The organism is Microbacterium sp. DWRC1-3, from assembly GCF_049896645.1.
Lineage (GTDB): Bacteria > Actinomycetota > Actinomycetes > Actinomycetales > Microbacteriaceae > Microbacterium > Microbacterium maritypicum.
Map to the genome: position 1 here is coordinate 2,094,706 of NZ_JAFCUS010000001.1, position 18,519 is coordinate 2,113,224.

Annotated in this window: 21 protein-coding genes, 1 tRNA gene and 1 pseudogene; 11 read left to right on the forward strand and 12 right to left on the reverse strand. The window is 68.5% G+C overall.

What is annotated here, in order from left to right; all coding sequences use genetic code 11:
- Positions 1-8 precede the first annotated feature (8 nt).
- Positions 9-82, forward strand: a tRNA-Gly gene (locus ACP699_RS10145).
- Positions 83-345: 263 nt separating this feature from the next.
- Here the strand turns inward: ACP699_RS10145 and ACP699_RS10150 are convergent.
- The 5 genes from ACP699_RS10150 to ACP699_RS10170 all read right to left on the reverse strand — a co-directional run bounded on the left by ACP699_RS10150 (position 346) and on the right by ACP699_RS10170 (position 3,955).
- The gene (locus ACP699_RS10150) at positions 346-798 is read right to left on the reverse strand and encodes a DUF6855 family protein (RefSeq protein ID WP_426170916.1); all 453 of its coding nucleotides are present in this window, start codon (positions 796-798) and stop codon (positions 346-348) included.
- A gap of 4 nt (positions 799-802) precedes the next feature.
- Entirely contained in the window at positions 803-1,474 is a 672-nt protein-coding gene (locus ACP699_RS10155) for a hypothetical protein (protein WP_426170918.1), read from the reverse strand.
- A gap of 119 nt (positions 1,475-1,593) precedes the next feature.
- Positions 1,594-2,043 (reverse strand): hypothetical protein, encoded by a 450-nt coding sequence (locus ACP699_RS10160; protein ID WP_151485646.1) that lies wholly within the window; start codon positions 2,041-2,043, stop codon positions 1,594-1,596.
- 73 nt (positions 2,044-2,116) lie between these two features.
- Positions 2,117-3,286, reverse strand: coding sequence for a hypothetical protein (locus ACP699_RS10165; protein ID WP_426170920.1), 1,170 nt, complete (start codon positions 3,284-3,286; stop codon positions 2,117-2,119).
- Positions 3,287-3,499: 213 nt separating this feature from the next.
- Positions 3,500-3,955, reverse strand: a complete 456-nt coding sequence (locus ACP699_RS10170; protein ID WP_426170922.1) for an OsmC family protein — start codon at positions 3,953-3,955, stop codon at positions 3,500-3,502.
- 136 nt (positions 3,956-4,091) lie between these two features.
- Between ACP699_RS10170 and ACP699_RS10175 the strand changes: the two genes are divergently transcribed.
- From ACP699_RS10175 to ACP699_RS10185, 3 genes are all read left to right on the forward strand, one after another.
- Positions 4,092-4,295 carry a hypothetical protein gene (locus tag ACP699_RS10175; RefSeq protein ID WP_151485643.1) on the forward strand — a complete coding sequence of 68 codons (204 nt, stop codon included), beginning with the start codon at positions 4,092-4,094 and terminating at the stop codon, positions 4,293-4,295.
- Positions 4,296-4,514: 219 nt separating this feature from the next.
- Positions 4,515-6,341 (forward strand): AMP-dependent synthetase/ligase, encoded by a 1,827-nt coding sequence (locus ACP699_RS10180; protein WP_426170925.1) that lies wholly within the window; start codon positions 4,515-4,517, stop codon positions 6,339-6,341.
- Positions 6,342-6,358: 17 nt separating this feature from the next.
- Complete coding sequence (locus tag ACP699_RS10185; protein WP_055874926.1) at positions 6,359-7,282, forward strand: DUF1295 domain-containing protein; 924 nt, start codon at positions 6,359-6,361, stop codon at positions 7,280-7,282.
- Between the two features lie 4 nt (positions 7,283-7,286).
- On the opposite strand, the pseudogene ACP699_RS10190 reads toward ACP699_RS10185, so the two are convergent.
- Positions 7,287-8,021 (reverse strand): annotated as a pseudogene (locus ACP699_RS10190) (2-oxo acid dehydrogenase subunit E2); the annotation flags it as partial.
- A gap of 170 nt (positions 8,022-8,191) precedes the next feature.
- Between ACP699_RS10190 and ACP699_RS10195 the strand changes: the two are divergent.
- From ACP699_RS10195 to ACP699_RS10225, 7 genes are all read left to right on the forward strand, one after another.
- Entirely contained in the window at positions 8,192-9,622 is a 1,431-nt protein-coding gene (locus tag ACP699_RS10195) for an MFS transporter (protein ID WP_055874930.1), read from the forward strand.
- A gap of 40 nt (positions 9,623-9,662) precedes the next feature.
- Positions 9,663-10,163 (forward strand): universal stress protein, encoded by a 501-nt coding sequence (locus ACP699_RS10200; RefSeq protein ID WP_055874933.1) that lies wholly within the window; start codon positions 9,663-9,665, stop codon positions 10,161-10,163.
- Between the two features lie 162 nt (positions 10,164-10,325).
- A complete protein-coding gene (locus ACP699_RS10205; protein ID WP_055866402.1) occupies positions 10,326-10,538 on the forward strand; it encodes a heavy-metal-associated domain-containing protein in 213 nt (70 codons plus the stop codon).
- The gene (locus tag ACP699_RS10210; protein WP_055874936.1) at positions 10,535-11,500 is read left to right on the forward strand and encodes a hypothetical protein; all 966 of its coding nucleotides are present in this window, start codon (positions 10,535-10,537) and stop codon (positions 11,498-11,500) included. The genes ACP699_RS10205 and ACP699_RS10210 overlap by 4 nt, the downstream gene beginning before the upstream one ends.
- 69 nt (positions 11,501-11,569) lie before the next feature.
- Positions 11,570-13,837 carry a heavy metal translocating P-type ATPase gene (locus ACP699_RS10215; RefSeq protein ID WP_055874939.1) on the forward strand — a complete coding sequence of 756 codons (2,268 nt, stop codon included), beginning with the start codon at positions 11,570-11,572 and terminating at the stop codon, positions 13,835-13,837.
- Between the two features lie 53 nt (positions 13,838-13,890).
- Complete coding sequence (locus ACP699_RS10220; RefSeq protein ID WP_055874941.1) at positions 13,891-14,166, forward strand: YHS domain-containing protein; 276 nt, start codon at positions 13,891-13,893, stop codon at positions 14,164-14,166.
- Between the two features lie 222 nt (positions 14,167-14,388).
- Positions 14,389-15,945 (forward strand): serine hydrolase domain-containing protein, encoded by a 1,557-nt coding sequence (locus ACP699_RS10225; RefSeq protein ID WP_426170930.1) that lies wholly within the window; start codon positions 14,389-14,391, stop codon positions 15,943-15,945.
- A gap of 16 nt (positions 15,946-15,961) precedes the next feature.
- Here the strand turns inward: ACP699_RS10225 and ACP699_RS10230 are convergent, their stop codons facing one another.
- The 6 genes from ACP699_RS10230 to ACP699_RS10255 are packed head-to-tail and all read right to left on the reverse strand — an operon-like array spanning position 15,962 to position 18,491.
- Complete coding sequence (locus tag ACP699_RS10230) at positions 15,962-16,165, reverse strand: hypothetical protein (RefSeq protein WP_017829698.1); 204 nt, start codon at positions 16,163-16,165, stop codon at positions 15,962-15,964.
- Between the two features lie 38 nt (positions 16,166-16,203).
- The gene (locus tag ACP699_RS10235; RefSeq protein WP_017829699.1) at positions 16,204-16,818 is read right to left on the reverse strand and encodes a hypothetical protein; all 615 of its coding nucleotides are present in this window, start codon (positions 16,816-16,818) and stop codon (positions 16,204-16,206) included.
- A complete protein-coding gene (locus ACP699_RS10240; protein ID WP_017829700.1) occupies positions 16,815-17,399 on the reverse strand; it encodes a DUF6286 domain-containing protein in 585 nt (194 codons plus the stop codon). Before ACP699_RS10240 ends, ACP699_RS10235 begins: the two co-directional genes overlap by 4 nt.
- On the reverse strand, positions 17,396-17,791 hold the full coding sequence (locus tag ACP699_RS10245; RefSeq protein ID WP_210699565.1) for a hypothetical protein: 396 nt from the start codon (positions 17,789-17,791) through the stop codon (positions 17,396-17,398). The genes ACP699_RS10240 and ACP699_RS10245 overlap by 4 nt, the downstream gene beginning before the upstream one ends.
- On the reverse strand, positions 17,791-17,979 hold the full coding sequence (locus ACP699_RS10250) for a DUF2273 domain-containing protein (RefSeq protein WP_017829702.1): 189 nt from the start codon (positions 17,977-17,979) through the stop codon (positions 17,791-17,793). The genes ACP699_RS10245 and ACP699_RS10250 overlap by 1 nt, the downstream gene beginning before the upstream one ends.
- Positions 17,976-18,491, reverse strand: coding sequence for an Asp23/Gls24 family envelope stress response protein (locus ACP699_RS10255; protein ID WP_055866421.1), 516 nt, complete (start codon positions 18,489-18,491; stop codon positions 17,976-17,978). Before ACP699_RS10255 ends, ACP699_RS10250 begins: the two co-directional genes overlap by 4 nt.
- Between the last annotated feature and the right edge of the window lie 28 nt (positions 18,492-18,519).

Genomic DNA, 18,519 nt, shown 5'->3' on the forward strand with positions numbered 1-18,519 from the left:
GCGAGTACGGGGCTGTAGTTCAATGGTAGAACTTCTGCTTCCCAAGCAGATAGCGCGGGTTCGATTCCCGTCAGCCCCTCCACACAGAGCTTCCCTCATGAAGAAGCCGGCCATCCAGGCCCATAGCGCCGACGGCGGGGTTTGGACACCCCCTTACCATCTGCGTCGCGCGGGTCTAGCGTTGCTGGCCGCAGTCGGTACTGCTTGCCTGGGGAGGGCGTGCAGGAGCGCTGCGTAGCCGGCGGTCCGCTGTGGTGCGAAGGGGCAGCGCGGCGGGCCGCTGGTGATCCGGGTTCGTCGGAGCTGGAATCCGTCGCCGACGACGAGTTCCACCGGGCGGCGGCCTTATGCGCGCGCGATCGCCCTGACGCGATTATTGCGAGCATTGTGCTCGAGCTCGACGAGTCCGAGGGCTTCGAGAAGGGGCGGCAGGTACATGCCGAAACGGCCTCGGTATCCCTTCCGCTGGCCGTACCACCCACCCACGGGGTTGTCCTCAGAGCGGCCCCATGCCTCGACCGAATCCGGCGCCGGCTCCTTCTTCTCGTCGGCGGCGCCCAGCGTCACCCAGTCGCCACGTCGGAGCAGCTCTGCGTGGAGGTCGTCGATCGCGCGCGCGAGGTACGTGAGCCTGGTCGACCCCACCTGGCAGACCACGAGGGCTGGATCGTTGTCGTCATCCCGAAAGATCGTGTACTCGGATGATAAGGGCGCGGTCTTCAGGACCCAGGGGTCCGTCGGAGTCCCTGCGCCGGACCAGTGCTGCTCGTTCATGCTCTCCTCGGCGCTGTCGACCATGCGCTCACGATACTCCCGAAGGCCCGGCGGGGTCTCCCTGTTGCCCGGCTCCCTGCTGGCGAGCGATCTCCACCATCTTGCGTGCGGTCAGGAGGCGGCTCACGAAGTCGGTCACCTTCGGCGTCTCACCCTCCCCACGGGGCGGGTTTCGGTAGAGCTTGTCCTTCCTGATCTTCGTCTGCTGGAACAGGACGACGGCTGCATGCGCCTTCGGCTGCTTGATCACGCCGCCAGCAGTGGTCAGGTCCATGAGCAGGCCTAGTGACTGACCGTAGAGTCCGGCCAGCTCCTGGCCGCGTTCGGCCATTTCCGTGTAGCGGTTGACCTTCGACACGAGTGCGCATATGGCCGAAGCGAACGCCACCCCCGACACGACGATCCCGGCGACCAGCGGCGGGGCCTGCTCGGTGATCAGGGGCCAGATGGCAAGACCGGTCAACGCCGCGAGGGCGCCCGACCCGATGGCCCAGCTATTGCCTGCCCGTCTCTCTGCATCGGCATACGCCGGCATCTTGTCGTACCAGTACGCGGCGCTCTCCAGGCAGATGAGAAGCCGCGCGAGTGTGACATCCGTCTCCTGTTCCGCCTCCACGGCATCCACCGTCGCTTCTCGGTCCTCGGCCGCGGGATCGCCCACGGCTTTCCGCCCGGCGGGGACGCCATCAGGGAGAGTCATCCTCACCACCCCCTCACACGTCTTTCGCCGATGCGGTCAGCGGGCCGTCGGCTCCAGTTGACCCTCAATGGCACGCGGTCATCAGAGCCGAAGCTCCCGCGCGCAATGTCCGGCGTGTTCTACCGCCGGTCCTGGGAAGACCGTGAGGCAGGTAGTGGTGCGCGCGGGAGCCAGGCGGCGACGCCGAGCAGAGCCATCACGAGGATGAGCTGAGCGATGCCCGTGGCGAGGTAGAGCACCTGAAGCCAGGACGTCCCTCTGATCATCCCCGTCTCGACGTAGATCCAGAGGATCATTCCGAAACCCGCGACTGCGGACCAGAACAGTCCCGCCTCCCTCCGAGCCAGCAGCAGCCCCATCGCGATCACCTGAGTGCCCCCGACGACGACGAGCAGGATGACACCCGGCCCTATGAAGTTCGAGAACGGACCGGTCGCGAGGAAGGACGAAGGCATCCCGAGCCCCGCGGTGGCCATGAGGCCTACCCCGCCGCTGATGGCTGACGCTGCCTGAAACCCGGCGAGCGCGACCAGGGACCAGAAGGCGGTGTTCCGCAGCCGTTCAGCCATGTTTCCTGCTCCTGTTTCGATGCCGTCGCTGATCCTCTGACGCCTCCCTGCACGATTCGACCGCCGTGGCGGATCACAAGTCGGACGCCGGAGACGTGTCCTCCGTCGGGCCGGGGCGTTCCGACCGCTCCTGGGCCGAGTCCCTCGACGCGGCCCACGGCCTCTGGCGATGGATCTCCAAGAGCTGGGCGCCCAGGCCGAAGCACACCATCGCGAGCCACACCACGATGTTGAGCCAGGGAACCTGCAGCGCCGCGATCAGGATGAGGCCGCCGAGCAGGGATTCGACCACGGGCCGCCGCCTGTCTCGGAAGACCAGCCGGCCGACGTAGTGCGCGACGTAGGGGAATGCGGCCAGCGTCATCGCCAGCCACACCACGGCACCGATGAGCGCGAGCGGAGCGCCGACGACGGTGACGAGAAGGAAGAGGAGCACGAGGGGAACGGTGATCGCTGCGACGAAGCCCACGAGCAGCGCCTTCCACGGCGAGGGGAGCAGATGGCCCGTCACGCGGTCCAGCCAGCGCGGGAACGCCAGACCCGCCACGAGCGTGACGAGACTGAAGGCCACCAGGGCATAGAGCAGGCCCAGGAACCACCCGAAGACGACAGCCCACGGGGAGATCTCCACTCGCGGCGATTCGGTCGGGGCGATGCGTTGCACGGTGCCGGCGACCGCCCCTTCCGCGATCCGCGCCTCCCGGTCACTGTGATAGGTCAGGCTTCCGCCGACCGCTCCATCGACGGTGAGGGTTCCGACGCTGAGCATCAGATCCCGGCCCACGGCGCCGGCGACGCGCATGTCGCCCGCGGCGCCCACGAGATCATCGCCGAAGGAGCCGGTCTCGGTGACCGTCACGTCGGCTGCGAAGATCGTCCCGCTGCGGGACACCTCGCCGCTGATCGTGACCGCCTGGCCCGAGAGCCGCACATTTCCATCGACCGTCCCGGTGATCGTGATGCTCTGCGCTGCGGCGATGACGTCTCCGGTGACGTCCCCGCTGATCGTGACGCTCTGACCGGCAGCGTAGACGTCACCGTTCACGACTCCGGAGACGTCGACCGTCACGCCGGAATAGAACTGCGGCCCGTCTTGGTCGCCCGCAGCCGCGCGCACGCCCACATCCGCTGCTGTCGCCGGCGCCCGAGGAGAGGCGACAGCGCCTGCCCCGGTTCCGATGACGAGCACTCCGAGCGTGAGAGCAAGGGCGATTCGCCTCACCGTGCGAGAACTGTTGCGCATGTCATGACCTCTCAGTGGCCCGCACCCGGACGCCGCCTGACGCCGCCGCAGGACAGACAAGCACCGACGCTCCCATCGGTATCGCCCGCCCCGAAGAGCCGCGCTCAGTGTGCTCCGATGCCGGACGGTGGTCATAGGGCCAGAGGTCCCGCGGGTCCCTCAGGTGGGGTCGCCGAGGGCGCGCACGATCTCGCGGAACTCGTCCGGGCTCCGTCAGGGCCCCGACGGCTCGGTGGCGGCGACGACGGTCCCGTCGAGCTCACACACGACGGCCAGCGTGTTGTACACGGTCCCGTAGCGGCGCAGATTCTCGTGCAGCAGTTCGATGCGACGCGGGGACTCGTCCGTCACCAGCGAGAGCTCGTACCAGAGTCGCGTGAAGAACGGCGGCCGGTCCTGCCGATGTGCCGTGACCACCACATCGGCGCGTTCATACCGAAACGGAAGGAGTGCGGAGCATCTCTCGACATTCTTCAGTAGACACGCTGCCAGAGCGGAGGCGAGCAGATCCGCAGGCCCCGGGAGAGCTACCGGCTGCGGGCGGCCCCAACTGGCATCGAAGGCGATCCGCTGTGTCCCCGCCTCGATGACGGCCGCCCCTGCTTCTGTAACGCTCGCATGAACCGTGTAGGCCGTCGTAGGCCGGTCTGCCGGACCCGTCATAGTCATGCGTCCAGCTTGGGCGGCTCACAGCCGGAACGAGGGGCGAACGTCCTACGGACATGGACACACTCGGAGAATCCGAGTGCGCATGAACAGGACCTTCGGCCCGACGACCCGAGCGAATCCGCCCGACGATTGCTCCATGGGTGAAGAACGGAGCACGATCAAAGTCGTCGAGAAGGCGGGCCCGTGGGGGTTCTTCTTCCTCCTTGCCTACGTGGGCGCTGCCATCTACTTCATCTCACGCTCCGGCGGGGCGTTCTGGGATGTCGTCCTCGGCCTTCTCCAGGCAGCCGTCTGGCCCGTCTACCTGACCTTCCACGTGCTCGAAGCGCTGGGGGTATGAGGCCTGCCCACGACGCCCATCGTCGGCGGACAGTGGATCGAGCCGTATCATCTGGAAGTGACATCCATGAAGCCCCCGGACCCCGGGGGCTTTGTCGTCGGGTCGACCACTTCGCGCCCGGCAGAGCATCCCATCCGAATCGTCATCGGTTCCGAACAAGAGCGGATGGGCGATGCTCGCGCGCCCTCCGAGCCGCCCGCACGACCGAGAGGAGCCCCGATGCTCGAGTCATCGACCCCGCCGCTTGCCGCCCTCGACGGCTACCGCAACGTCACCGACCTGCTCGTGGCGCGGGCCGCCGCCGCCCCCGGCCACGTGGCATTCGAGGTCGAAGACCCGTCGACCGGCTCGTGGCGACCGATCACGACGCGTGGTTTCGAAGACGAGGTGCGCGCTCTGGCGAAGGGCTTCATGGCCCAGGGCATCCAGGCAGGCGACCCGATCGCGATCATGGCGCCCACGCGCTACGAGTGGGCCGTCGCCGACCTCGCGGCCTGGTTCGCCGGCGCCGTCGTCGTGCCGATCTACGAGACCTCCTCGCCGTCGCAGGTGAACGCCATCGTCGCGGATGCCGGTGTGCGTCTGGCGATCGGCGGCACCTCGGAGCACACGGCGCTCCTACAGGAGGCGCTCGCGAAGACGAACGCCGTCACGCTCGGCGCGTGGACGATGGATGCCGAGACGACCGGCACCCTTGCCGATCTGGTCGCGGGCGGTGTCGGCGTCACCGACGAGGAACTCGAGGCCCGCAGAACGACCGCCACCCAGGACGATCCTGCGACGATCGTCTACACCTCGGGCACCACGGGCGAGCCCAAGGGCGTCGTGCTCACCCACCGGAACTTCCTCGGTCAGGTGCTCAACATCGCCGCCGCGTACAGCGAGATCGTGAACGAAGACGGCAACACCGTCATCTTCCTGCCCCTCGCCCATGTGCTGGCGCGCGGGCTTCAGCTGATCTGTCTGGCCAGCGGCATGCGCATCGCGCACCTGTCCGACCCGTCGACGGTCGTCGCCACCCTCGATACTCTGCGTCCCACGTTCCTGGTCGTCGTGCCGCGGGTGCTGCAGAAGATCCAGGCGGCCGCCGCGGGCAAAGCCGCCGACAAGGGCCTCGCGGGAGTCTGGGCGAAGGCCGAGGCCACGGCCATCGCGTGGGGCCGCCGGGCCGAGCGGATCGACGCCGGCAGGCGCATCGCCAGGAACCGCGGCCTCCGCGTGCGCCACCGCGTCTTCGACGCCCTCTTCTACCGGCGTCTTCGCACCGTGATGGGTGGGAGGGTCGGGTACATCCTGTCGGGCGGAGCGGCCCTCGACACCGAGCTCTCGCTCTTCTTCCGCGGCGTCGGGGTCCCCGTCATCGAGGGCTACGGCCTCACCGAGACGACGGCGCCCCTCACCGGCAACCTGCCCGGTCGCATCGCTTCGGGCAGCGTCGGCTCGCCCCTGCCGGGGCTCACCGTTCGCATCAGCGATGAGGGCGAAGTTCTGGCCCGCGGCCTCGGCGTCTTCAGCGGCTATCGCAACCCGGCCCACGACGAGGGCGCCTTCGTCGACGGCTTCTTCCGCACCGGCGATCTCGGGCGACTCGACGAGCAGGGCAGGTTGATCCTCGAAGGCCGGCTCAAGGACGTGATCGTGACGTCGAACGGCAAGACGATCGTGCCAACCCGCTGGGAGAGCGCGGTCGAAGCGAATCCGCTCGTCTCGCACGCGGTGATGGTCGGCGAGGGCAAGCCGTACCTCTCCGCGCTGCTCGTCCTCGACCCGGAGCAGGCCAGGGCGTGGGCCGCCGCGGAAGGCACCAGCATCCCCCTGGCCGCGCCGTCCGACATCCGTGCGGTGAACGACCCGGCGCTGCGCGCCCACCTGCAGCGCGCCGTCGACGCCGCCAATGCCCTCGTGGCGCGCAGCGAGCAGGTCCGCCGGTTCAGCGTGGTCTTCGCCGACCTCGACGACCGCGGGCTCGTCACACCGACCATGAAACTCAAGCGGAACGTCGTGCTGGATCGCGCAGCCGTCACCGTCGAAGACCTGTACCTCTGAGAAACAGAAAGCACGCCATGTCCTCCCCCGCACCCACAGCCCCCAAGTCCTCCCGCTCCTCACTCATCGCGATCATCGCCGCGCTCGTGATCGGCGCGCTCGTCGCGCTCGCCGGCAGCCAGAACAGTGCGACGCTAGGCGGCATCCCGCTGTTCGCCCTGGCCGTCGCCGCGGCCTTCGCGATCCAGGTCATCGCTTTCATCCCCGCGATGATCCTGCAGACCGAGCGGTTCTTCGATCTCACCGGCAGCCTCACCTTCCTCGTGATCTCCGCCGCACTCGTCCTCCTGTCGCCCCTGCCCGACGCGCGTAGCTGGATCCTCGCGGCGATGGTGATGCTGTGGGCCGCCCGCCTCGGATCCTTCCTGGCCCTGCGCGTGCACAAGGCCGGATCAGACGGCCGTTTCGACGAGATCAAGAGCTCCCCGCTGCGCTTTCTTCAGGTGTGGGTGATCCAGGGCGCGTGGGTGTCGCTGACCGCGGCCGCCGCCTGGATCGCGATCAGCACGGATGCCGGTGCCCGCGCCCCCATCGGGTGGCTGACCGTCGTGGGCATCATCGTGTGGGTCATCGGCATGGCGATCGAGATCGTCGCCGACGCGCAGAAGTCGGCGTTCCGCGCAGACCCGCAGAACCGGGACGAATTCATCCGCACCGGCCTGTGGTCGCGGTCGCGCCACCCCAACTACTTCGGCGAGATCGTCATCTGGGTGGGCGTGTTCGTCACCGCCGCTCCGGTGCTGGCCGGATGGCAGTGGGTCGCACTCCTCTCGCCGCTGTTCGTGATCCTGCTGCTCACCCGGGTCAGCGGCATCCCGCTGCTGGAGGCGCGCGCCGAGAAGAAGTGGGGCGATCGCGCCGACTACATCGCCTACCGCGAGAACACGCCCTCCCTGATCCCGCGGCTCACGCGGCCGGCCGTGCGCGAGAAGGCCGCATAGACCCTCAGCGCACCTCGATACCGAGGTCCCGCGTGAAGGCGCCCTCCTCGAGCCGCGCCTTCACTGTGGCGAGGAACCGCGCGGCATCAGCGCCATCGATGATGCGGTGGTCGTAAGAGAGCGCCAGATAGACCATGGAGCGCACGGCGATCGCCTCCACGCCCTCCGCGGATTCGACCACTGCGCGCTTCACGACCATTCCCGTGCCGAGGATCGCAGATTGGGGCTGGAAGACGATCGGGGTGTCGAACAGCGCGCCCCGCGACCCCGTGTTGGTGAGGGTGAACGTGCCGCCGGCGAGCTCGTCCGGCTGCAGCCGATTGCTGCGCGTACGCTCCGCGAGGTCGGCGATCTGCGCGGTGAGACCGGCGATGTCGAGGTCTGCGGCGTTGCGGATCACCGGCGCCAAGAGGCCCCTTTCCGTGTCGACCGCGATGCTCAGGTTCTCCCGATCCGGGTAGACGACGTCATCTCCATCGACGATGGCGTTGATGATCGGGTGGGTGCGCAGCGCTTCGGCCGCAGCGATCGCGAAGAACGGCAGGAACGTGAGGCGGTGGCCGGTCGTGCGAAGGAACTCGGCCTTGACCCGATCCCGAAGGTGAGCGACGCGACTCACATCGACCTCGACGACGCTCGTGACCTGCGCCATCGACGTCATCGACGCGACCGCCCGCTGGGCGATCACTCGCCGTAGCCGCGTCATCGGCACCGTGGTGCCGCGCAAGGGTGATGGCTCGTTCCGCTTACGTGGGACGGATTCACTCATGTGTTCTGCCTCCTTCGTGGCGCAGGGCTCTTCGCCGCTCGTGCGGCAGTCGAGGTCGACAAGATTGATACCCCCACCCCCTATGGGTATAGGCTACACCGCGACCCGCCACTCGGCGCCGCTTCATAGGAGGAACGACAATGTCCACACCCCGACCCCTGTCACCAGCGAAGCGGTGGCTCGGCCTCGTGCTGATAGCCACCGCACAGTTCGTCGTCATCATGGACACCTCGATCATCGGTGTCGCCCTGCCTGATATCCAGCGGGACCTCGGCTTCACGCCGGAGTCCCTGTCGTGGGTGTTCAACGCGTACGTGGTCGCCTTCGGGGGACTGCTGCTCTTGGGAGGCCGACTGTCCGACGCCTTCGGCGCTCGAAAGATCTTCGTGCTCGGCTGGCTCATCCTGATCGCCGGTTCGATCCTGGCGGGAGCGGCCGGGAGCGTCGGTGTCGAGATCGCCGGTCGCGCGATCCAAGGCGCCGGATCAGCGCTGATCGCGCCGGCCGCCCTGACCCTTCTGATGATGCTGTTCGGCGGCACATCTGATCTACCCAAGGCATTCGCCGTCTACGGCGCCGCAGCGCCCATCGGCGGCACTGCCGGCGTCTTCCTCGGCGGAGTCCTGACCGAGTACGCGAGCTGGCCATGGGTGTTCTACGTGACCGTGCCGATCGCGCTCTTCGTGCTCGCATTCTCCGCGACGACACTCCCCCGCACCGTCCGAAAGGCGACGGGGTCGATCGATGTCGCCGGAGCCGTCACGGTCACGGTGGGACTGGCCGCCGTGGTCTACGCCGTCGTCAACGCCCCGGAAGTCGGCTGGCTCACCTGGTCCACTCTGGGCATGCTGGCGGCCGGCATCATGCTCCTGGTCATCTTCTTCCTGATCCAGGCGCGCAGCCGCACCCCGCTGCTTCGTCTCGGCCTGCTCCGCGCCCCTCTCCTGGGCGCCGCGAACGGTGCACAGCTCATGCTCGGCGCCGCGTGGGTGTCGATGTGGTTCTTCCTGAACCTCTACCTGCAGCAGGTCCTCGGTGCGAGCGCCTTCGCCGCCGGCGCCGCACTGCTGCCGATGACCGGCCTGGTCGTGATCGTCATGATCGCGCTGGCGCCGCGACTCCAGGAGCGGTTCGGGGCGAAGTCGCTGATCGTCAGCGGCCTCCTGCTTCTGGCAGCAGGACTGGCCTGGCTCGCGTTCGTACGGCCCGACGGCAACTATGTGGTGGACGTTCTTCCCGCATCGCTGCTCGCCGCCCTCGGCATGTCGCTCGCGTTCGTGCCGTCGCTGGGCACGGCCATCAACGCGGCCCCACCCGCCGAGACCGGCGTCGCGTCCGGACTGGTGAGCACCAGCTACCAGATCGGATCCGCGCTCGGGCTCGCCGTGCTCACGGCGATCGTCTACGGGATCGCCGGCGCGGAGGCCTCGAAGGTGGAGCTCACCCAGGGGTACTCCGCGGCCTTCGTCGGTGCGGCGATCCTCGCTCTCCTCGGAGCGATCATCACGGCGATCACCATGACGAAGCCACGGGCGTCCGCCGCGGTTCCCGTCGAGTCGTACTCGATATAGCCGCAGCCCTCCCGACCACCGATCAGCAAGGAACGAACCGATGCCCTCTCCCACACTGCTCATCGCCTACGACGGATCACCGAACGCGCAGAGCGCGGTGCACACCGTTGCCGGCCTGTTCCCCGGCGCCACCGCGCTGCTCTTCTATGCTCGTCAACCCCTCGAGGGCTTCGCCGCTCATCTGGAAGGCCATCCAGCCTTGGAGAAGCTGCAGGACCTTGACGCTGCGGCACTCGACGCGTCAGAGCGGATCGCTGCCGACGGCGCGCAGCTGGCCCTCGACCTCGGACTGAAGGCGGAGGCTCTCATCTCCTCGACGATGGCCACCGCCTCCGAGGCGATCGTCGAGGCCGCCGAGGTGCGGGGTGTCGATCTGATCGTCCTCGGATCCCGCGGCCTGCGGGGGTTCACCGCGACCGTGCTGGGAAGCACCTCCGCGAATGTGCTCCACCATGCCACCCGTCCGACCCTCGTGATCCCCTCGGACGACGTGGCCGCAGCCCGCCGCACCAACCGAGGGGCCACCCCGCCCCGTAGGTGAGCACCGACCGGATCTGCGCCGGATCTGTCACGCCTCAGGGGTGACAGATCCGGCCCTCCCCCGCGCGGAGGAGAACCGGGCCGGTTGAAGGAATACCCCACCGGGGTATACGGTTATGACGAGTACCCCATACGGGTACTGACCACGAGAAGAGGAAACGCGATGACCACGAACGAGTTCCAGGTGACCGGCATGACCTGCGGACACTGCGAGATGTCGATCCGCGAAGAGGTCTCCGAAGTCCCGGGTGTCGAAGACATCCAGGTGAGCGCACAGACGGGCACGCTCGTCGTCACCGGCTCCGGTTCCCTCGACGATGCGCAGATTCTGGCTGCCGTCGCGGAGGCGGGGTACTCGGCGGTGCGGACGGTATGAACGCCGGGGCGCGCCTCACGATCTACGGGATCGGCGTGGTGGTGGCGTTCGGTGGGGCCTTCGGCCTCGCCAGCGCCATCGTTCCCCCGAGCGTTGTCAGCGAGTGGAAGGAAGGTACGGAGATGAACAGTCACGACGGCGGCCACGATGCTGCCACGACGGCCGCGGAGGAGTCCGCGAATGTCGCTGCGGACAGCCTGAAAGGCCTCTCGCTCGGCCTGGAAGGATACGTCCTGTCGCCGGTCGAGGCGCCGGGAGCCGTCGCAACCTCCGGCGAGCTGCAGTTCCAGATCCTCGACGCCGCAGGCACCCCGGTCACGGACTACACGACCGCGCATGACAAGGACCTGCACCTGATCGTGGTGCGCTCGGACGGGAGCCTGTTCCGTCACGTCCACCCGACGCTGGATGAGAGCACGGGCATGTGGTCACTGCCGTGGGAATGGACGGAAGCCGGGACCTATCGCGTCTTCGCGGACTTCACCCCCGCCGGCACGGATGCCCCTTCGCTCACTCTCACGCGCACGGTCCAGGTGGCGGGCGAGTTCACCCCGGTGGCGCCGCAGCCGACGCAGACCGCACAGGTCGGCGACTTCACGGTCTCGCTCGACGGCGACCTCACGGCGGGAACAGCGAAAGACCTCACCCTCACCGTGACGCGAGACGGCAAGCCCGTCACCGCTCTGGAGCCCTACCTGGGGGCTTTCGGCCATCTCGTCGCATTGCGCGACGGCGACCTCGCCTACCTGCACGTGCACGCCAAGGGGGAAGAGCCTGAGGTCGGCGAGACCTCAGGGCCCGAGATCGAGTTCGCCGCCGAGGCGCCGACCGCCGGCCGGTACTTCCTGTACCTCGACTTCCAGGTCGACGGACAGGTGCACACCGCCGAGTTCGTGGTCGACGCCGCTTCGGGGGATGACGCGGCCGTGTCCGACGGCGACTCCCACGACGACGGGCACTGAGCGACGAGCATCGCCCTGCGGCAGCTCCGCGCTGCTGCCCGCACACACAGCCGACAGAAGGAAAAGCACATGAGTACATCAGCACCTCCGAGCATGGGGTCAGGCGTCGAGTTGGAGATCGGCGGGATGACCTGCGCGTCGTGCGCGATGCGGATCGAGAAGAAGCTGAACAAGCTCGAGGGTGTCGTGGCGACCGTGAACTACGCGACCGAGAAGGCGAAGATCACGGTACCTGACGGCTACGACCCTGCGGTGCTGATCGCCGAGGTGGAGAAGACGGGGTACTCCGCGGCCCTGCCCGCCCCGAAGGGGAAGAGGAACGACCAGGCGGCCGCCGGTGACGCCGATGACGCGGATCCTGAATTGCGGTCGCTGCGCAACCGACTGATCGGCGCGATCGTGCTGACCGTGCCCGTGATCGCGATGGCGATGATCCCCGCGCTGCAGTTCACGTACTGGCAGTGGGCCTCGCTCGCGCTGGCTGCTCCTGTGATCCTCTGGGCGGCATGGCCCTTCCATAAGGCCGCATGGACCAACCTGAAGCACGGCGCCGCCACGATGGACACGCTCATCTCGATGGGCACCTCGGCCGCGTTCCTGTGGTCGTTGTACGCACTGTTCTTCGGCACAGCGGGCACGCCAGGCATGACGCACCCGTTCGAGTTCGCGCTGGCCCCGTCCGACGGGGCGGCGAACATCTACCTCGAGGTGGGCGCAGGGGTGACCATGTTCATCCTCGCCGGGCGGTACTTCGAGAAGCGGTCGAAGAAGCAGGCCGGCGCGGCCCTGCGCGCGCTTCTCGAACTCGGCGCGAAAGAGGTCGCCGTCCTGCGTGGCGGTGTGGAGACGAAGATCCCCGTCGAGGATCTCCAGGTGGGCGACGAGTTCATCGTGCGCCCCGGGGAGAAGATCGCCACCGACGGCGTGGTCGTCTCCGGCACCTCGGCCGTGGACGCATCCATGCTCACCGGAGAGGCCGTCCCGGTCGAGGTCGCCGAGGGCGACGCCGTCACCGGTGCCACGACGAACGTCGGCGGCCGACTCGTGATCCGTGCGACGCGAATCGGGTCGGACACGCAACTGGCACAGATGGCGCAGCTGGTCGAGGACGCCCAGACCGGGAAGGCCGAGGTGCAGCGCCTCGCCGACCGGATCTCCGGGGTGTTCGTGCCGATCGTGATCGTGATCGCCTTCGTGGCGCTCGGCGGCTGGCTCGGGGCAGGATTCCCCGTGACCGCGGCGTTCACGGCGGCGGTCGCCGTGCTCGTGATCGCCTGCCCGTGCGCGCTCGGTCTGGCGACCCCCACGGCGCTTCTGGTCGGCACTGGTCGCGGCGCGCAGATGGGCGTGCTCATCAAGGGCCCAGAGGTTCTGGAGTCCACCCGCAAGGTCGACACCGTCGTGCTCGACAAGACCGGCACCGTCACCACCGGCAAGATGACACTCGTCGGCGTGTTCACAGAGGACCGCACAGATCGTGCAGAACTGCTGCGGCTGGCCGGCGCCCTGGAGGATGCCTCGGAGCACCCCATCGCACAGGCGATCGCCAAGGGGGCGACCCAGGAGGTCGGTTCTCTGCCGACCCCCTCGGACTTCGCGAACATCGAGGGCAAGGGAGTACAGGGGATCGTCGACGGCCACGCCGTGCTCGTCGGCCGCGATTCGCTCCTCGCCGAGTGGTCGCAGCAGCTGAGCCGTGAACTCGCGTCGACGAAGGCCCGCGCCGAGAGCGAGGGAAAGACCGTCGTCGCCGTGGGGTGGGACGGTCAGGCCCGAGGCATCCTCGTCGTGGCCGACACCGTGAAGCCGAGCAGCGCCGAAGCGATCGCTCAGTTCAAGGCGATCGGGTTGACCCCGATCCTGCTCACCGGAGACAACGAGGCCGTGGCCCGGCAGATCGCGGCCGAGGTGGGTATCGAGGAGGTCATCGCCGAAGTCCTCCCGAAGGACAAGGTCGATGTCGTCACCCGATTGCAGCGCGAAGGCAAGGTGGTCGCGATGATCGGCGACGGCGTCAACGACGCCCCCGCGCTCGCACAGGCCGATCTCGGACTCGCGATGGGTACCGGCGCGGATGTCGCGATCGAAGCATCCGACATCACCCTGGTGCGCGGCGATCTGCGCAGCGCGGTCGACGCGATCCGGCTGTCGCGAAAGACACTCGGAACGATCAAGACCAACCTGTTCTGGGCCTTCGCCTACAACGTCGCGGCGATCCCCGTCGCCGCACTCGGAATGCTCAACCCCATGCTCGCCGGCGCGGCGATGGCGCTTTCCAGCGTCTTCGTCGTCGGCAACAGCCTGCGCCTGCGCGGGTTCAAGAGCATCGCCAAGTGATGACACGCACCATCTCCCTCCGCCAGAAGCACTCGAGAAAGGAACCATCCCGCATGACGAACAACACCGAGGCCGCTCCCAGCTGTTGCAGCACCAGCGCCATCAACCCCGCCGCCACAGGCAACGGCCGCGAGAACCTGTTGACCGGCAGTGCAGGCGACGACCTCACCACCTGCCCGGTCATGGTCGGCAACCCGGTCAGCAAGAAGGCCGCGGAGGCCGCCGGCCTCTACCGTGACCACGAGGACGAGCGATACTACTTCTGCTGCGCCGGGTGCGGTCCGGCCTTCGACTCGGACCCCGCCAAGTACGCCGCCCAGATGGCGTGAGCCCGACGCGGGGTTCGCGGCGCCTCTGCGTGCGCCGTGAACCCCGCGGCGTCGTGGAGAGAAGCGCCGCCGAGGCACCGGCCCCACAGCGCGCAGCCGCCTTCGTGACCCCGCACACATCCGGTCGCGACACTCGGTTCCCGCGGACATGACTTCGTGCGCCGGGCACGACAGGCTGGAGACGAACCGGCGTTCCTGCCACCCCAGAACAAGGGAGTCTCCATGTCCAGCGAAACCCTCGTGGTGCCGCTCATCGATCAGCTCGATGCCTTCTTCGGCCAGTACACGGCGGCGGGCCAGTCGCCGGGGCTCGTGTACGGACTCGTCGGGGCCGACGGCCTCGAGCACACCCGGGGGTTCGGGACCGCCGACGACCAGGGTAACGCCCCCGACGCCGACACGGTCTTCCCGATCGCGTCGATGACCAAGAGCTTCGTAGCGCTCGGCGCGCTGCTCGCCCGGGACCGCGGACTCCTCGACCTTGACGCCCCCATCACCGACTTCTATCCGCAGTGGCACGGCACCGTGGGCGATGAGCCGGCTGTCGTCCCGACCCTGCGGCAGCTGCTCAGCATGGGCGGCGGTCTCACCGAGGACAACTCGTGGGTCGACCCGTTCCTGGGCCTGTCCGAAGCGGAGCTCGTCGAGCGGATCCGACCGGGCTTCAACTACAGCAACCATCCCGGCAGCGCCTTCGAGTACTCGAACATCGGCTTCACGATGGCGGGGCTCGCGGTGGGCAAGGCCGTCGGTCGGCGCGTGGAGGACTGGGTCACCGACGAGATCCTGCGGCCGCTCGGGATGAACAGCACGTGGTTCGACAATCGCGCCCCGGAGGGCGGCACTCTCCGGGCGGTCGGCTACTCGCTGAACACCGAGGGCGAATGGGCGGGCTTCCCTCCGGCCGTGTCCGACGCCATGGCCGCGGCCGGAGGCATGCAGTCGACGATCACCGACCTCAGCGTCTGGGTGCGCTTCCTCGCCGCGGCCACCCGACCAGCCACGGCCAGTGCGGACGATGACGACGCGGTCGTCAGCCGGGCCTCACGGCGCGAGCTGCAGCGCATCCATCAGGTCGACATCCCCTCCCTCCAGGCGCGACCCGATGGCACCTGGAAGTTCGTCACGGGCGGCTACGCGCTCGGCCTCTTCGTGCGTGAAGACCTGCACCGCGGCCGGATCGTCACCCACAGCGGCGGTCTTCCCGGGTTCATCCTGAACATGGTGTGGCACGCCGATTCCGGTGTCGGTGTGGTCGTGCTCACCAACAGCCACCGGGGCAACCCCGTGGCTCTGTCGGAGGATGCGCTGTTCCGCGCCCTCGCCGTGCACGACACTCCCGCCCGGACCGTACGGCCGTGGCCGGAGACGCGGCGGCTGATGTCGGCCGCAGACGCGCTGGTGCGCTCCTGGGATGACGATGCGGCCGCCGAGATCTTCGCCGACAACATCGACTTCGATCGTCCGCTTCCTCAGCGCCGCGCCGCGATCGACGAACTCGTCGCCCAGGTGGGTCCGCTGCGCCAGGATGCAGGAGCACCGGAGATCGTCTCCTCGGCGACTCCGGCCGACATCACGTGGTCGATCCCCGCCGAGCGGGGCGAGCTGATCTGCATGATCCACCTCACCCCGGTGCGGCCAGCGCAGATCCAGGAGTTCGAGGTGATCGCGGTCGACCGCGGCGTGCCGCGCGCGGCCCGGCCCACCGACATCTCCGCCCGGCGTCGCACCTACGCCCGCCCGACCGTGAGCCCGCTGCCGAACACGCACGTCGTCTGAGGGGCCCGCGCGTCGGTCAGCCGCGAAGTGCCTTGCGCGCCTTCTTGGCCGCCTTCTCGGCGGCCTTGTGGCGCTGCTTCCTGGCCTTGGGGTCGTTCCACATCCGCACCAGCTGATGCCTCACCGACTCGCCCTTGTTGATCTGCACGGTCGCCGACCGGCTGCCGAGGACGTACGCGACGAAGGCGACGCCGACGACGAGGAGGATCTTGTTGCGCATGATGTCTGCTTTCTGCGGAGGTGCGGCGACCCGCGCGCTCAGGAGAGTCGACGCTGGTCGTGCGCGAGGCGGGCCCGAAGGCTCGTGTGGACCGAGACGAACGTCTCTGTGTCGCGGCCGGTCAGGACCGCGAGGTTGGCGAGCAGTCGGTCGACATGGTCGACGAGCTCGCGCGGATCGGTGTTCTGCCGCGGGGTGACCGACACGTGCAGCACCGGCCGGCGGCGCACGTCGTTGGCCGTGACCTGCGCCGAGAGGACCTCGTCCCGAGTGGTGAGGGAGTTCTTCACCGCATCCGAGACGAACGACTCGTTGACGGTCACGCGGCCCAGAGGGTTCTGCGCTCCCGTCGAGCGGAGCACGGTCTTCGAGCGGCGACCCGCGATGCTGGTGAGCGCGAGGATCAGCAGGACGATGACGACCACGATCGCCGCGACAGCGCCGATGCCGATCCATGACAGGCCGCCACCGGCGATCGCGGTCGCGGCGATCGCCTGGTCGAGCCAGGACTGCGCGTCCTTGCCGCCTGCGGCCCAGATGTCCGACGCCGTCGGCCAGCTCATGATGGCGATGCCGAGGGCGCCGAGCCCGAGGAACAGCACCCCGATGATCAGGAGCAGGGTGCGATTCAACGCACGATTGGTGTTGTTCACAGTTCGTCCTCCTTCTCGGCGGGTCGCTCGATGCGCACCCGGGTGCGGACCCGGTGGGCCAGCCGGTAGGTCTGCAGCTCCGCCTCGGCGGCCGAGGCCACGTCGGCCTTGTCGAGCGGGATGCCGATGCCGGGGCGCACGGTCACGTCGACGGTGCGATGACCGACGCCGACGGTGATGCTGTCGCGGGCGAGGCCGGTCTCCTCTGCGAGGTGCTGGGCCAGCGCGCTGGCGATCACACCGTTGTCCACGACCACGGCCCGTCCACCCCCGTCCAGGACGTGCTTCGAGAGCCGCCCCGGGGTGATGGCCAGCACGATGAAGATCACGCCGATGAGGGCGAGGACGACGCTGCCGGCGATCACGAGCCCGGCGGGCTGCGCGGTGGGAAGCCCGATGAGCCACCCTCCGGCTGCGGCGGGACCGATCAGGAGCGCGGGCTGCGCGGCGAGGCTCAACACGATCTCGAGCCCGATGTATGCGAGGGCCAGGATCAGCAGGACCACCGCGACGAACATCGCGACGGTCCGCGGCGAGTGCGTCTCGCGCCGGATGACGCGGCGCAGAACCGGGGTGCTCATTGCACTCGTCTCCTTTCCGGGATGGTGGCACCGGTGACGGTGAGGTTGATGCGGATGACGTTGCGTCCGAGGATCGTGCTCAGGTGCTGCTGCAACTGCTCCTGCAGATCCCGCGCCCGCTCGAGAACGGGGACGGTCTGAGCGATCGCGGCCGTGTCATCCAGGCGGGGGACGGGAAGAGGCGCGGCGATGCGCACCGTGATCCCCCGGGGGTGCTCCGCGACATCGACCTTCACGTCGCCGCGAGGCACCCCGATCAACGTCGCGGACGCCTTCTCGGTGACCGTGCGATAGACGCGCTCCTTCACCTCGACGCGACCGCGGAGGGCGGCCCCGCCGGCGGCGACTCCCGAGAGAGCGTCGCCGCCGGCGATGTGCTGGTCGGCACGCATCAGGAGGTGCGCCGCCCGGTGAAGACGTCTGCGAGACCGCGGACGTCGAGCTTGCCGGAGGCGATTCGGCCCACGAGCGCCCCGATGCCCGCGAACACGGCCATGAGGAGGAACCCCCAGAACCCGAACAGCAGGGCGGCGAGGGCCAGCAGAGCGCCGATCAGGGCGCCGACCGTTGTGGCACTCATGAGACGCGCGACTCCTCGTCGTCGCTGTCGTCGCCGGGCACGTGCACGTCGTTGACCTCGACGTTGACCTCGACGACCTCGAGGCCGACCAGGCGGCTGATCGCACCGGCGACAGCAGCACGGACGTTGTTCGCGACGTCCTGGATGGGTGCCGGGTACTCGACGACGATGGTCAGGTCGGCTGCGGCCTGCGTGTCGCCGACCTCGACCTTGACGCCCTGAGCGAGGTCGGTGGCGTTGATGACGTCGCGGATGGCGCCGAAGGCGCGGGCTCCGCCGCCACCGAGCGCGTAGACGCCGGGGACCTCACGCGCGGCGATGCCGGCGACCTTGGCCACCACGCCGTCGGCGATGGTCGTCTTACCCGCGGCGTTCTCGTCGGCGGGGACGCGCGAAGCGGAGAATCCGCTCGACCGGTCGACGCGCGACGCGGAGGCGCCGGCAGCCTTCGGAGCAGCCTGAGCGAGCTCCTTCTCGGCCGGAGCGGGGGTGTTCTGGTCCTGGTTTGCCATGAGGTGTCCCATCTCGATCTGAAGACCG